Consider the following 13,898-nt stretch of genomic DNA (forward strand, 5'->3'; position numbering starts at 1 on the left):
CCCGCACCACCACCAGAACCACCGGCTCCCGACCAGGAGCCCAGAACAGCAGGGGGAAGCGTGACCCACACCGATCCGACCCGCAGCGGCACCCAAGCCGTTCTGCACCTGGAGAACGTCACCCGGGTCCACGGACAGGGCGCGTCCGAAGTACACGCGTTGCGCGGGGTCGACCTCAAGGTCCACCCCGGCGAGTTCGTCGCCGTCATGGGCCCGTCCGGCTCCGGCAAGTCCACCCTGCTCACCCTCGCGGGCGGCCTGGACACCCCGACCACCGGCCAGGTCCTGGTCGAGGGCGTCGGCCTCGGCGGCCTCAGCCGCAAGCGGCTGGCCGAGGTCCGCCGCCGCTCCATCGGCTACGTCTTCCAGGACTACAACCTGATACCGGCCCTGACCGCCGCCGAGAACATCTCACTGCCCCGCGAACTCGACGGCCTCTCCACCCGCGCGGCCCGCCGCGAGGCCCTCGCCGCCCTGGAGGAGCTCGGCATCCCGGAACTCGCCGACCGCTTCCCCGACGACATGTCCGGCGGCCAGCAGCAGCGCGTCGCCATCGCCCGCGCCCTGATCGGCGAACGCCGCCTCGTCCTCGCCGACGAACCCACCGGCGCGCTCGACTCCACCACCGGCGAATCCGTCCTCGCCGTCCTGCGGGCCCGCTGCGACGCCGGCGCCGCCGCCATGATGGTCACCCACGAAGCCCGGCACGCCGCCTGGGCCGACCGCGTGGTCTTCCTGCGCGACGGCCGCATGGTCGACGAGAGCATCAGCCAGGACGCCGCCAGCCTGCTCGTCACCGCCGCCGCCAACAGCGGGAAGGGCCCGGTGCAGCAGTGAAGCTCACCGCCTGGCGGGTCGCCCTGCGCATCGCCCGCCGCGACGCCCTGCGCGCCAAGGGCCGCAGCGCCCTCGTCGTCGCCATGGTCGCCCTGCCCGTCCTCGGCGTCACCGGCGCCGACGTGGTCTTCCGCAGCGCCGACCTCGACCCCGCCGAGCGGGTCGTCCGCGCCATGGGCCAGGCCAACGCCCAACTCCAGCTCGTGGAGCGCGGCGCCATCATCATGCAGGCCCCGGACCCGGACACCGGCTACGACATGGAGAGCCCCGAAGCGGCCGAGCAGGAGAACGGCCGGCCCAAGTACACCCCCGAGCAGCGCCGCAGCCTCGACACCGAGCCCGCCGAACTCGCCCGGCAACTGCTCCCGCCCGGCAGCACGCTCATCCCGGAGCGCCGGGGCCCGTTCACCTCCACCAGCACCGCCCAGGGCCTGCTCAGCGTGCAGACCACCGAGGCCGACCTCAACGACCCGGTCTGGAAGGGCCGGATCGACCTCGTCAAGGGCCGTGCCCCCGGCGCGGGCCACGAGATCGCCGTCACCCAGGCCTTCCTCGACCGCTCCGGGCTCAAGCTCGGCGACCGCACCGCCCCGCGCGGCCTCGAAGCCACCCCCTACACCATCACCGCCGTCGTCGAGTACCCCGGCGAGCTGCGGGCCACCGAACTGGTCGCCCGGCCCGGCTCCCTGATCGACCCCCTGAACGCGTACGCCGCCGGCCAGGGCTCGCGCCGCACCCCGTCCGACGACCGGACCGACCGGTGGCTGGTCAAACTCCCCGCCGGGGCCACGTTCGACTGGCCCAAGGTGAGCGAGCTCAACCGGTACGGCTTCACCCTCGCCGCGCGCAACGTCATGCTCGACCCGCCGGCCCGCTCCGACGTGCCCTACTACGTCAAGGAGGACCAGCGGAAATCCGGCGGGACCAGCTACTTCGACCGCACCCGGGTCGTCATCCTGGCCACCGTGATGGGCATGGCCCTGCTGGAGATCGTGCTCCTCGCGGGCCCCGCCTTCGCCGTCGGCGCCAGGCGCTCCCGGCGGCAGCTCGGCCTGCTCGCCGCCGGCGGCGGTGACCGCGCCAACATCCGGGCCGTCGTGCTCGGCGGCGGCATCGTCCTCGGCTCCACCGGCGCCGCACTCGGCCTCGGCCTCGGCCTCGGCACCGTCGCCCTGGTGCGCACCCACGCAGAGGAGTACGCCGGGCAGCGGTTCGGCCACTTCGACGTGCAGCCGCTCGACCTGCTCGGCGTCCTCGCCATCGGCCTGGTCACCGGCCTGCTCGCGGCCGTCGTCCCCGCCGTCCAGGCCTCCCGGCAGGACGTGGTCGCCGCGCTCACCGGCCGTGACTCGCTCAAGCCGCCGAGCCGCAAGCTGGCCCTGCTCGGTCTGCTGATGCTCGGCGGCGGCGCCGCCCTCGCCCTGCTCGGCTCCACCGGCGGCTTCGGCAACACCAGCCTGGCCGTCCTGGGCGGCTCGGCGGTCGCCGAACTCGGCATGGTCGCCCTCACCCCCTACCTGGTCGGACTCTTCGGCCGGATCGGCCGCTGGCTGCCGCTCGGCCCCCGCCTCGCCCTGCGCGACTCCGTCCGCCACCGCGGGCGCACCGCACCCGCCGTCGCCGCCGTGATGGCCGCCGTCGCCGGGTCGGTCGCCATGGGCATCTACACCTTCAGCACCGACGAGCAGCAACGCCGGGAGTACACCGCCGGAGCGCCCGCCGGAGCGGTCACCCTGGACAGAGGCTGGGGCTCCGCCGCGGACGGCAAACTGCTGCCCCAGATGCGCAACGCCGTCGAGAGCAGCATCCCCGGCCTCGGCACCCGTGCCGACGTCCAGAAGGTCGGCTACAAGGGCGACTGCTCGGTGACCGAGGGCAGCTGCGGCTTCGTCACCGTCAACATGCCCAAGGAACGGCGCTGCCCGCTGGACGCGAACGGCTTCGTCGACATCAGCGACGAGGAGGCGAACCGGCTCCGCAAGGAGGACGAGCGCTGCAAGAGCGGCCACACCAGCCGGTCCAACACCTTCGGCGCCCTGGTGTCCGGTGACGCCACCGTGCTGCACAACCTCTTCGGCATCACCGACCCGGCCGTCGGCCAGGCGCTGGCGGCCGGCAAGGCCGTGGTCTTCGACCCCAAGTACATCAAGGACGGCAAGGTCCTGGTCGAGCTGACCGAGCCCCAGGACCGGTCGGCGGCCAAGCCCGGCAAGCCGGTCGAGGAGGTCGTCCACGAGGTCGCCGTCGACGCCTACCTGGCCACCGCGGTCATCCCGACCGCCGGCCAGACCCTGATCACCCCGGACACCGCCCACCGGCTCGGCCTGACCACCACCGACGCCGGCTCGGTCTGGCTGCCCGAGACCGCCCCGACCGACGGCGCCGAACAGAAGGCCATGGGCGCGCTGAGCAAGCTCGCCGACCACACCTACCTCCAGGTCGAGCGCGGCTACCACTCCCAGCGCGACCTGGTCACCCTCGGCCTGACCGCCTTCGCCGCCCTGGTCGCGCTCGGCGCGGCCGGCATCGCCACCGGTCTCGCCGCCGCCGACTCCCAGCGCGACCTCACCACCCTCGCGGCGGTCGGCGCCGAGCCCAGGATCCGCCGCACCCTCTCCGGCTTCCAGTGCGGAGTGATCGCGACCATGGGCACCCTGCTCGGCGTCGTCGCCGGCGTGGTGCCGGCCGTGGCGCTGCTCAAGGTCGAGGCCGCCGCGGCGGTCTTCCCGGGGATGAGCCCCGAGCAGGTGGCGAACCGGTCGCTGGTGGTCTTCCCGTGGCTCAACGTGGGGGTCACCGTGGTCGTCCTGCCGCTGCTCGCGGTGGTACTGGCCACGCTGCTCACCCGCTCGCGGATCTCGCTGCTGCGCCGCTCCGGCTGACGCGCGGTCCGCCGCCACCACCCCTCGTCACCCCCGGCCGTCTCCGTGCGGCCGGGGGTGACGGACGTTACAGGTCTCGTGCGCCGGACGGCCGGGGCGGACACCCGCGCGGGCGAACTAAAGTCGTCCGTATGACGAAAACCCCGGACAGCGTCGTCCGCTCCTTCATCGACCGGCACCAGAGCGCCTTCCTGGCCGACCTCTCCGAGTGGCTGAGCATCCCCTCGGTCTCCGCCGACCCCGGCCGGGCCGGCGAGGTGCGCCGCTCCGCCGAGTGGCTGGCCGCGAAGCTGCGCGACACCGGGTTCCCGGTGGCCGAGATCTGGGAGACGGACGGCCTGCCGGCGGTCTTCGCCGAGTGGCCGTCCGGGGACGCGTCCGCGCCGACCGTGCTGGTCTACGGGCACCACGACGTGCAGCCGGCGGCCAAGGAGGACGGCTGGGCGACCGAGCCGTTCGAGCCGACCGTGGTCGGGAAGCAGCTGTTCGCCCGCGGCGCGGCCGACGACAAGGGCCAGGTCTTCTTCCACACGCTGGGGGTCCGGGCCCACCTGGCCGCCACCGGGCGCACCGCCCCGGCCGTCAACCTCAAGCTGCTGATCGAGGGTGAGGAGGAGTCCGGTTCGCCGCACTTCGCCGACCTGGTCCGCCGGGAGGCCGCGCGACTGGCCTCCGATGTGGTGATCATCTCGGACACCGGCATGTGGTCGGAGACCACGCCGACCGTCTGCACCGGCATGCGCGGTCTGGCCGACGCCCAGATCGACCTGTACGGCCCGGACACCGACATCCACTCCGGCTCCTTCGGCGGCGCCGTGCCCAACCCGGCCGCGGTCGCGGCCGAGCTGGCCGCCGCGCTGCACGACGCCGACCGCCGGGTCTCCGTGCCAGGCTTCTACGACGGCGTGGTCGAGCTGACCGAGCGCGAGCGGGAGCTCTTCGCCGAGCTGCCCTTCGACGAGGCGCAGTGGCTGAAGGTCGCCAAGTCGTACGGCACCCGGGGCGAGGCCGGCTACTCCACCCTGGAGCGGGTCTGGGCCCGGCCGACCGCCGAGGTCAACGGCATCTGGGGCGGCTACACCGGCCCCGGCGGCAAGACCATCGTGCCGTCCTCGGCGCACCTCAAGCTCTCCTTCCGGCTGGTCGCCGGGCAGGAGGTGGAGCAGGTCCGGGCGGCCGTCCGGGACTGGGTGGCCGCGCGGGTGCCCGAGGGCATCCGGTACGAGCTGGTGTTCCCGGGCGCGACCCGGCCCTGCCTGACCCCGCTGGACCACCCGGCGCTGCAGTCCACCGTCCGGGCGATGGGGCGGGCGTTCCAGCAGAAGATCCTCTTCACCCGCGAGGGCGGCTCCGGCCCGGCCGCCGACCTCCAGGACGTGCTCGGCGCGCCGGTGCTCTTCCTCGGCATCTCGGTGCCGTCGGACGGCTGGCACTCGGTCAACGAGAAGGTCGAGCTGGACCTGCTGGCCAAGGGCGTGGAGACGGCCGCCTATCTCTGGGGCGACCTGGCCGAGAACTGGCGGCCGGGCGGCGAGGGCGTGTGAGGGCCACAGGGCCCGCCCTGACAGCGAGATCACTCATCCGGATGATTCATCACGTGGGGATGGAACGAAGTGAGCACCGTGCCTGAGACCGAACGCCCGCGGCACCTGGCGCTGGCCCGGGCCGGGGTGGACCGGGCGGCCCAGCACCGGTTCGACGAACCCTGGCTGGCGGCCGCGTGGAGCCACCCGAACACCAAGGTCCTGCCGATCGCCGGGGGCGAGGCGTTCGTGGTGGACACCGGGAACGGCACCGAACTGGTCCTGCTGCCCTCCTTCGAGGCGCCGCAGACCGGTGACCGCTACTTCCTGGGCACCGACGAGGACGGCGTCTCGTACTTCGCACTGGCCGGCGAGAGCCTGCCCGGGCGGCTGGACGGCGACGCCCGGCCGGCCGGGCTGCGCGAGGTCGGCGGGCTGCTCTCCGACCGGGACGCCGGGCTGCTGGTGCACGCCGTCGCGCTGGAGCACTGGCACCGGCTGCACAGCTTCTGTTCGCGCTGCGGGCACCCGACCGAGAAGGCCGGTGCCGGGCACATCCGCCGCTGCACCTCCTGCGCGGCCGAGCACTACCCGCGCACCGACCCGGCGGTGATCATGATGATCACCGACGAGCAGGACCGCTGCCTGCTCGGCCGCCAGGCCATCTGGCCGGAGGGCCGCTGGTCGACCCTGGCCGGCTTCGTGGAGCCGGGGGAGTCGATCGAGCAGGCCGTGATCCGCGAGGTCTTCGAGGAGGCCGGTGTGCGGGTCGCCGAGGTCGGCTACGTCGCCAGCCAGCCCTGGCCGTTCCCGTCCAGCCTGATGCTGGGCTTCATGGGCAAGGCGGCCCCGGACGGGACGGCGATCACGGTGGACGGCGAGGAGCTGGCCGAGGCGCGCTGGTTCTCCCGGGAGGAGCTGCGGGCCGGGATGGCGGCGGGCGAGATCCTGCCGCCGTCCGGGATTTCGATCGCACGTCACCTGGTCGAACTCTGGTACGGCGAACCGCTGCCGTCGGCGGCGCGCTGGTAATGCGGCGAAATGGGGCGTGCGGATAAATTCGTGCGCCCCAATTTTCCGTTTCGAGCCCCGTGCTGCTCGGGTCATCGCGGTCCTGGCCGTCGGGGCCGGTTGCTGCGGCCGAGGCCCGGCCGACCTGCCGTGCGGATGTTCGTATCCGGAGGGACCTAGGCCCCCGGGGGAGGGCGTGCGCCCCGGGTGCGCCGTCACCGATACGGAGGACATTGCCGGAATCGGCCGGACGGGGTCACCTCCCTCGCTACATTCACTCGGGTGACAATTCCACGGGGCACCGCCCAATCCCCCAAATACCAGCGTCTCGCCGCCGATCTGCGCCGCCGGATCGCCGAGGGCGAGTTCACCGCCGACGCGGCCCTGCCGGTCGAGAGCGAACTGGAGCGACAGTACGGAGTCGCCCGCAACACCGTCCGGCTGGCCGTCGACGTGCTGGTCAACGAGGGCCGGCTGGTCCGCCTCCAGGGCAAGGGCACCTATCTCCGGGAGCATCCCGTCCTGGACCACCGCGCCTTCGGCCCCACCCTGCCGCCCGCGCCACGGGACTGTCTGGCCGTGCCCACCGCCGTCTACCTCGGCGAGGCCGTCGAGGCCGGCCGGGAGCTCACCGTCGACTTCGAGATGATGATCGTCCGGGCCCGGGTCGACATCGCCGAGCGGCTCGGACTGCGGCCCGGCGAGGCCATCGTGGTCCGCCGCCAGCTGCGGATGCTGGACCGCGAGCCGTACTCGATCGAGGAGAGCCACTACCGGGCCGGCCTCGCCGCGGGCACCCCGCTGATGGAGCCCGACCAGATCGACGGCGGGGACGAGGCGGTGCTCGCCGTGCTCGGCCGCACCGAGATCGGCGCCGTCGACCACCTGGTCGCCCGGATGCCGGGGCCGGAGGAGGCGCAGTGGTTCCAGGGCGGCCCCGGGGTGCCGCTGATGGTCCAGACCCGGGTCACCTACGACCGGCGCGGGCCCGTCCGGGTCATCGAGACCCGCTACTCGGCCGACCGCAGCCGGCTCGTCTACGGCGTGGGCGACCTCGCCGCCCGCGCCTCGCTGCCCGCGCCCGCCACCCCGGTGGACCCGGCCAGGGCGGACCAGGCCAGGGCGGACGCGGCCCGGGCCGACGCGCCGTAGCGCACCGGCCCGGGGACGCCGTGGACTCAGGCCGCGAGGGCCTTCTTGACCTGGATCAGGCTCGGGTTGGTCATCACGACCCGCTCGCCGCCGCCGACCGGCTGCACCAGCACGGTCGGGACGGTCTGGTTGCCGTTGTTGACGGACTCGACGAAGGACGCCGACGCCGGGTCCTCCTCGATGTTGATCTCGGTGTAGCCGATGCCTTCACGGTCCAGCTGGCTCTTGAGTCGGTTGCAGTACCCGCACCAGGTCGTGCTGTACATCGTGACGCTGCCGGACATCGAGGGGGCTCCTTCGGGAGGGGGCGTACGGTCTCAGGCGAGAACGTCCGCCGCGCGACGGTCATTCCGCGGACGCCCGGAGTGAGGGGCGACCTCTCACCCTTGGGGGCGCAGCCGCCATTCCGCACGCCGGGAGGCGTGGTGATCATCCTGCGATCACACCGCGCCTGTGGACAAGCCCGCCCGAGTTGTCCCACCGGGCTGAGAGGATGGAAGGCATGCAGGAAGACCTCTTGAGCGGCAGCCCGTTCGACGACTACCGGGCCCCCTCCGGCCCCGACGCGGTGCTCGCCGGGCTCGACCCCGAGCAACGGGCCGTCGCCACCGCCCTGCAGGGGCCCGTCTGCGTCCTGGCCGGCGCCGGCACGGGCAAGACGCGCGCCATCACCCACCGGATCGCCTACGGCGTGCGCAGCGGGGTCTACCAGCCCCAGCAGGTCCTCGCGGTCACCTTCACCGCCCGCGCCGCCGGCGAGATGCGCGGCCGGCTGCGCCAGCTCGGCGCCGAGGGCGTCCAGGCCCGCACCTTCCACGCCGCCGCGCTGCGCCAGCTCCAGTACTTCTGGCCGCGCGCCGTCGGCGGGCCGGTGCCCCAGCTGCTGGAACGCAAGGTCCAGCTGGTCGCCGAGTCCGCGGGACGCTGCGGGCTGCGGGTCCAGCGCACCGAACTGCGCGACCTCACCGCCGAGATCGAATGGGCCAAGGTCACCCAGATCGGCCCCGACGACTATCCGGCCGCGGTGCAGAAGTCGGGCCGCGACGCCCCCCGCGACCCGGCCGAGACCGCCCAGGTCTACCGGGTCTACGAGGAGACCAAGAGCCGCCGCGGCGTCATCGACTTCGAGGACGTCCTGCTGCTGACCGCCGCCATCCTGGAGGACCGCCCGGACATCGCCGACCAGGTCCGCACCCAGTACCGGCACTTCACCGTCGACGAGTACCAGGACGTCTCCCCGCTCCAGCAGCGGCTGCTCGACCAGTGGACCGGCCCCGGCGGCGGCGCCAGCCTCTGCGTCGTCGGCGACGCCAGCCAGACCATCTACTCCTTCACCGGCGCGACCCCCGACTACCTGCTGAACTTCCGCACCCGCCACCCCGAGGCGACGGTGGTCAAGCTGGTCCGCGACTACCGCTCCACCCCGCAGGTCGTCCACCTCGCCAACGGCCTGCTCGCACAGGCCCGCGGCCAGGCCGCCCGGCACCGGCTGGAGCTCGTCTCGCAGCGCGAGGCCGGCCCCGAACCCGTCTACACCGAGTACGAGGACGAGCCGACCGAGGCCGAGACCACCGCCCGCCGGATCAAGGAGCTGCTGGCCTCGGGCGTGCGGGCCAGCGAGGTCGCCGTGCTGTTCCGCACCAACGGCCAGTCCGAGGTCTACGAGCAGGCGCTCGCCGACCTCGGCGTCTCCTACCAGCTCAAGGGCGCCGAGCGGTTCTTCGAGCGGCCCGAGGTCCGCGACGCCGGAGTGCTGCTGCGCGGCGCCGCCCGGGCCGGCTCCGACCCGCTCACCGACGGCACCCCCGGGCTGGCCGCCCAGGTCCGTGCCGTCCTCGCCACCCGGGGCTTCACCCCCGAGCCGCCGGCCGGCTCCGGCGCGGTGCGCGAGCGCTGGGAGTCGCTGGCCGCGCTGGTCCGGCTCGCCGAGGAGTTCGAGCGCACCCGGACCGCCGACGGACAGAGCGCCGACCTCGCCGCGTACGTCGCCGAACTCGACGCCCGCGCCGCCGCCCAGCACGCACCCGCGGTGGAGGGCGTCACCCTGGCCTCGCTGCACGCCGCCAAGGGCCTGGAATGGGACGCGGTCTTCCTGGTCGGCCTCACCGAGGGCACGCTGCCGATCATCTACGCCAAGACCGACGAGCAGATCGAGGAGGAGCGCCGGCTGCTCTACGTCGGCGTCACCCGCGCCCGCAAGCACATCTCGCTCTCCTGGGCGCTCTCCCGCTCCCCGGGCGGCCGGGCCAGCCGCAAGCCGACGCGCTTCCTGGACGGCCTGCGGCCGAACTCCGGCGCACCGGGCGCACGCGCCGGAGGCCGGAGCGGGCGGGGCGGCGTCGAGCCCGGCGAGCGCTCCGCCGGGCGCCGGGTACGCGGGCCGGTCAAGTGCCGGGTCTGCGAGCGGGTGCTCACCGAGGCGGTCGAACGCAAGCTGCGCCGGTGCGAGAGCTGTCCCTCCACGATGGACGAGGGGCTGTACGAGCGGCTGCGCGAGTGGCGGGCCGGGCAGGCGAAGAAGCAGGGCGCGCCGGCCTACGTCGTCTTCACCGACGCGACGCTGATGGCGATCGCCGAGGACGTCCCCGCGAACCGGCAGGAGCTGGCCGTGATCTCGGGGGTCGGCGCGATGAAGCTGGACAAGTACGGGGCCGCCGTGCTCTCGTTGTGCGCGGGGGAGGAGCCCGAGGACGATCCGGTCGACGTCGAGGACGGCGATCCGGCCGAACCGGCCTGAGCCGGACCGGGCTGGTCCGAGCCGGCCCGGAAGCGGTCGCCCGGGGTGCTTCGGAACCCGCCGGGAAACTCGCCGGAAAAATAGTTTGCGCGTCGTACCGGGAGCGCAATAGCCTGCCGGAGCGGTCAAGGGGACGCGATCGTGCGGGGTGACACCTGCGCCTTGTTCCCTTGCGCACCAGAGCCACATCTACAGTTTCACCAGCTCCACCCGCACCACCGAGACAGACATCCGAACAGTTCGAGGCCCGGGAGACCAGGCCTCGCGAGGCGCCGAGAGGAGGCGAAGACAGTGGAAACCATCACGATCACCAAACTGACTGGCCAGACCGTCGTCGCTACCTCCTCCCTGCGTGCCGCCCGCCTGCGGGCTCTCGCCGAGCTGGGTGGAACCGGTCTGGGTCTCGACACCACCGGTGTCTCCGTCGTCCCCGTTGTCAGTGGTCCTGGACACACTGATCTCTGCATCACGGGTGTCACGGGCGGCATCGAAGGCACCTCCGTCGAGACCGGTCTGTCCCGTGACTGGGCGTCGGCCGGCACGTCGCGCTCCCTGCGCGATGAGCGACCGACCCAGGCACCGAAGGCGGCAGTAGCCCTTGCCATGCATGGCGGCTATGCGCAGGTCATCGGTGCCGGAAACGCCCAGAAGCAGAACGAGCAGCAGATTAACCAGGCCAAGGCCGCCTTTACCGGCGCCATGGCCGTCCGGATGCGGGCCTTCCGCGGGCCTGAACCCTGGAGAGAACGAACCTGAGGAAGCCTCAGGTCGGCACCTCCAGGGCCGCGGAACCCGTCACACCGGGATCCGCGGCCCTTCTGTTTTGTCCGGTACGCAAGACCACCCAGGCCCCCCGGGGCCTCCGGCCCAGCCCCACCAGTCAGCTGAGCCGGACCCACTGAAAAGACGAGGAAGACGCCCACAGTGTCCACGGTCATCACACCGCCCATCCCGTCCGTACCGCCGACAAGCCAGAACACCAAGGCCGACCAGGCCGACCCCCCGGAGGTTTCTCTTATGCAGCTCACCTCGATCGAGCAGGCCGAGGCGCTCGGTCTCCCCATCCCGTGCCGCGCCTTCGACCCGGAGGTCTTCTTCGCGGAGACGCCGGCCGACGTCGAGTACGCGAAGTCCCTCTGTGGCACCTGCCCGGTCAAGGACGTCTGTCTGACCGGCGCGCTGGAGCGGCGTGAGCCGTGGGGCGTCTGGGGCGGCGAGCTCTTCGTCCAGGGTGTCGTCGTGGCCCGCAAGCGGCCGCGTGGCCGCCCGCGCAAGACCGAGGTCGCAGCGTGAACCCCGCGCTCGGAGCCGCGGCCGTCCGTCGGGGAGAGCAGCCCCCGCTGGACAGCGCCCTGCGCCGCTCCGTGCGTCTCGCCGCCGCCAAAGCCGACGCAGCCCGCACCGTCCACTTCCCCACGTCGCACCACGAGCAGGACCACGACATGACCGCCGCCGCCATCGATCCGACCGTCCGCGCAGAGCAGACCACCGAACTTCAGATCCAGAACAGGACCCTCGAGATGCAACTTCTCCACGAATCCCTGGCCCGTGCCCATATGCAAGAGCGCTTGCAGGAAGCCGAGCACGAACGGCTCGTCACCCGGATCGCCCGGGCCGGCCGGCTCAAGCAGAAGGCCGAACGCGCCTCGCTGCGCGCCCGCAAGGCCCTCGCCGTCGCGCTGATGTAGGCGCGGGGCCGGATTCGCCCCACCCCCGTCGTGCCGCAGGCCGCTCCCCACCATGGGGAGCGGCCTGCGGCCGTTGTGCCGGGGGTCAGCGCTTGCGGGTGCCGCCGCCGCGCTTCTTCGCGGGCTTCGGCTCCGGCGCCTCGGCCTGGTCGGCGCCCCCGCTCGCGGCCTCGTCCGCGAACTGGGGCAGCCACGCCAGCATCTCCGTACGGAACGGCGCCTTCGCGCCGAGCTGGCAGAGCACCCCGATGGTGCTCAGCGTGACCCGGTGGATCAGCAGGTACGCCGGCGGCAGGTTGAGCTGCTTGCCCAGGTTGTAGGCGGGCGAACGCGGATCGGCGATCCGCGCGGCCTGGGACCGCATCCAGCTGCGGGTGAAGTGGAAGGTGTCCACCGCGGCCGGCTCGATGATCGGCAGCAGGTAGTCGAGCACCGCGTCCGGGTCCAGCTCGATCGAGGGCTTGACGAAGCCCTCCTCGCGCAGCATGTCCAGCACGCCCGCCGCGTCCCCGGCCAGCGCCATCCGCAGCGAGGCGCCGATCGGGGCGGGCAGCCCGCCCGGCAGCCGGTCCACGGTGCCGAAGTCCAGGACCCCGAGCCGCCAGCCTTCCGCCGGGCCGTCGTCCTTGAGCAGCCGGAAGTTGCCAGGGTGCGGGTCGGCATGGAGCAGACCCGTCCGGGACGGGCCCGCGAACAGGAACCGGGCCAGCAGATGCCCGGCCCGGTCGCGCTCCTCCTGGGTGCCGTTCGCGATCACCTCGGCCAGCGGGACGCCGTCCATCCACTCGGTGACCAGTACCTGGTCGGCCTGCGCCACCACCCCGGGCACCACGATGTCCGGATCGCCCGCGAACTCCTCGGCGTGCCGGCGCTGGGCACCGGCCTCCAGCTCGTAGTCCAGTTCCTCGGCGACCCGCTCACGCAGCTCGGTGATCAGCGGCTTGATGTCGAGCCCGGGGATGAGCGGGCCGAGCAGCCAGGCCACCCGGCTCAGCTGGGAGAGATCGGCCAGCAGCGCGTCCCCCGCGCCCGGGTACTGGACCTTGACCGCGACCTCGCGCCCGTCGTGCCAGACCGCCCGGTGCACCTGCCCGATCGACGCGGCGGCCGCCGGGCGGTCGTCGAAGCTGCGGAACAGCTCGCGCCAGCCCTCACCGAGCCGCTGCTCCAGCGCGGTGTGCACCTTGGCGGCGGGCATCGGGGGAGCGGCGTCCTGGAGCTTGGTGAGCGCGGCCCGGTACGGCCCGGCGACCTCCTCCGGCAGCGCGGCCTCGAAGACGGACAGCACCTGCCCGAACTTCATCGCCCCGCCCTTGAGCTCGCCCAGGACCTTGAACAGCTGGTCCGCGGTGGCCTGTTGCAGCTCGGCGGTCACCACCTCGGCGGAGCGCCCGCCGATCCGCCTGCCCAGTCCGAGCGTTGCCCGGCCGGCTATCCCCAGCGGCAGGGCGGCGAGCCGTGCCGTGCGGGTCACTGCCTTGCGCGGAAGATCGCTCACCCGGGCCTCCAATCCACACGCCCCCGGCACCCCACGACCGGGGGCCGACCATCACTACGCCATTGTGCCCGCTCCCCACTCCGCCCCCGGCCGCATTTGCCACTTGCTGCAACGGTTCACCGGGCACCCGCCTCCGGCCGGTTCCGCCGCTCTCCGACGGACGCGCCCCGCCCGGGGCCCGTCCGTCGGCAGAGGGCCAGCAGAGCGCCAGCAGAGGGCCAGGGGTGGGCCTTGCCCGCTGCCGTGGGGCGGAGGGCCGCGCCTCGACCGCACCGGGTGGCGTTGCGCACAGGAAGTCGGTCGGGCCGACTTCCTGTGCGCGGTGGTTCGAGGCGATTGGGCTTCCGTTCGGCCCGCCGCCCCGGGCGGCGGGCCGGGTCTGTCGGCTGTTTCGTCGGCCTCGGGCGCTTGCGGCCGAGGCCGACGGGCTGGGCTGGGCTGGGCTGGGCTGAGCTTCCGGGGGGGGGGGGGGGCCCCCGGCCCCCCCGGCCCCCCCCCCCCCCGGCGGGGGGGGGGGGGGGGGGGGGTGGGGGGGGGGGGGGCGGCGCCCCCCCCCGCGCCGCCGGCGCC

General features: G+C 73.4%; 11 protein-coding genes. 9 read left to right on the top strand and 2 right to left on the bottom strand.

The window, feature by feature from the left end:
* The first annotated feature begins 60 nt into the window (after window positions 1-60).
* From ACIO5D_RS14025 to ACIO5D_RS14045, 5 genes are all read left to right on the top strand, one after another.
* Complete coding sequence (locus ACIO5D_RS14025) at window positions 61-837, top strand: ABC transporter ATP-binding protein (RefSeq protein ID WP_363610911.1); 777 nt, start codon at window positions 61-63, stop codon at window positions 835-837.
* Window positions 834-3,719 carry an FtsX-like permease family protein gene (locus tag ACIO5D_RS14030; protein WP_400795224.1) on the top strand — a complete coding sequence of 962 codons (2,886 nt, stop codon included), beginning with the start codon at window positions 834-836 and terminating at the stop codon, window positions 3,717-3,719. The genes ACIO5D_RS14025 and ACIO5D_RS14030 overlap by 4 nt, the downstream gene beginning before the upstream one ends.
* A gap of 131 nt (window positions 3,720-3,850) precedes the next feature.
* Entirely contained in the window at window positions 3,851-5,263 is a 1,413-nt protein-coding gene (locus ACIO5D_RS14035; RefSeq protein ID WP_400795226.1) for a dipeptidase, read from the top strand.
* 69 nt (window positions 5,264-5,332) lie between these two features.
* The gene (nudC, locus tag ACIO5D_RS14040) at window positions 5,333-6,274 is read left to right on the top strand and encodes an NAD(+) diphosphatase (RefSeq protein ID WP_363610917.1); all 942 of its coding nucleotides are present in this window, start codon (window positions 5,333-5,335) and stop codon (window positions 6,272-6,274) included.
* A gap of 261 nt (window positions 6,275-6,535) precedes the next feature.
* A complete protein-coding gene (locus tag ACIO5D_RS14045) occupies window positions 6,536-7,405 on the top strand; it encodes a GntR family transcriptional regulator (protein ID WP_363610919.1) in 870 nt (289 codons plus the stop codon).
* 26 nt (window positions 7,406-7,431) lie between these two features.
* On the opposite strand, the gene ACIO5D_RS14050 is transcribed toward ACIO5D_RS14045, so the two are convergent.
* The gene (locus ACIO5D_RS14050) at window positions 7,432-7,689 is read right to left on the bottom strand and encodes a mycoredoxin (protein ID WP_363610921.1); all 258 of its coding nucleotides are present in this window, start codon (window positions 7,687-7,689) and stop codon (window positions 7,432-7,434) included.
* Between the two features lie 209 nt (window positions 7,690-7,898).
* Between ACIO5D_RS14050 and ACIO5D_RS14055 the strand changes: the two genes are divergently transcribed.
* From ACIO5D_RS14055 to ACIO5D_RS14070, 4 genes are all read left to right on the top strand, one after another.
* A complete protein-coding gene (locus tag ACIO5D_RS14055; protein ID WP_400795228.1) occupies window positions 7,899-10,142 on the top strand; it encodes an ATP-dependent DNA helicase UvrD2 in 2,244 nt (747 codons plus the stop codon).
* A gap of 291 nt (window positions 10,143-10,433) precedes the next feature.
* A complete protein-coding gene (locus ACIO5D_RS14060; RefSeq protein WP_363610925.1) occupies window positions 10,434-10,898 on the top strand; it encodes a hypothetical protein in 465 nt (154 codons plus the stop codon).
* A 168-nt stretch (window positions 10,899-11,066) separates the two neighbouring features.
* The gene (locus tag ACIO5D_RS14065) at window positions 11,067-11,435 is read left to right on the top strand and encodes a WhiB family transcriptional regulator (protein ID WP_400655151.1); all 369 of its coding nucleotides are present in this window, start codon (window positions 11,067-11,069) and stop codon (window positions 11,433-11,435) included.
* Between the two features lie 149 nt (window positions 11,436-11,584).
* The gene (locus tag ACIO5D_RS14070; RefSeq protein WP_400655260.1) at window positions 11,585-11,830 is read left to right on the top strand and encodes a hypothetical protein; all 246 of its coding nucleotides are present in this window, start codon (window positions 11,585-11,587) and stop codon (window positions 11,828-11,830) included.
* 85 nt (window positions 11,831-11,915) lie between these two features.
* On the opposite strand, the gene ACIO5D_RS14075 is transcribed toward ACIO5D_RS14070, so the two are convergent.
* Entirely contained in the window at window positions 11,916-13,328 is a 1,413-nt protein-coding gene (locus ACIO5D_RS14075; protein ID WP_400795230.1) for an ABC1 kinase family protein, read from the bottom strand.
* Window positions 13,329-13,898: the final 570 nt, after the last annotated feature.

It is taken from the genome of Kitasatospora sp. NPDC087315, from assembly GCF_044744345.1.
Taxonomy (GTDB): Bacteria; Actinomycetota; Actinomycetes; order Streptomycetales; family Streptomycetaceae; genus Kitasatospora.

Excerpts from the sequence above, each read along its gene's own strand:
- ACIO5D_RS14035 (WP_400795226.1), top strand. The coding sequence starts at position 3,851 with ATGACGAAAACCCCGGACAGCGTCGTCCGCTCCTTCATCGACCGGCAC.
- ACIO5D_RS14050 (WP_363610921.1), bottom strand. The coding sequence starts at position 7,689 with ATGTCCGGCAGCGTCACGATGTACAGCACGACCTGGTGCGGGTACTGC.
- ACIO5D_RS14055 (WP_400795228.1), top strand. The coding sequence starts at position 7,899 with ATGGAAGGCATGCAGGAAGACCTCTTGAGCGGCAGCCCGTTCGACGAC.
- ACIO5D_RS14070 (WP_400655260.1), top strand. The coding sequence starts at position 11,585 with ATGACCGCCGCCGCCATCGATCCGACCGTCCGCGCAGAGCAGACCACC.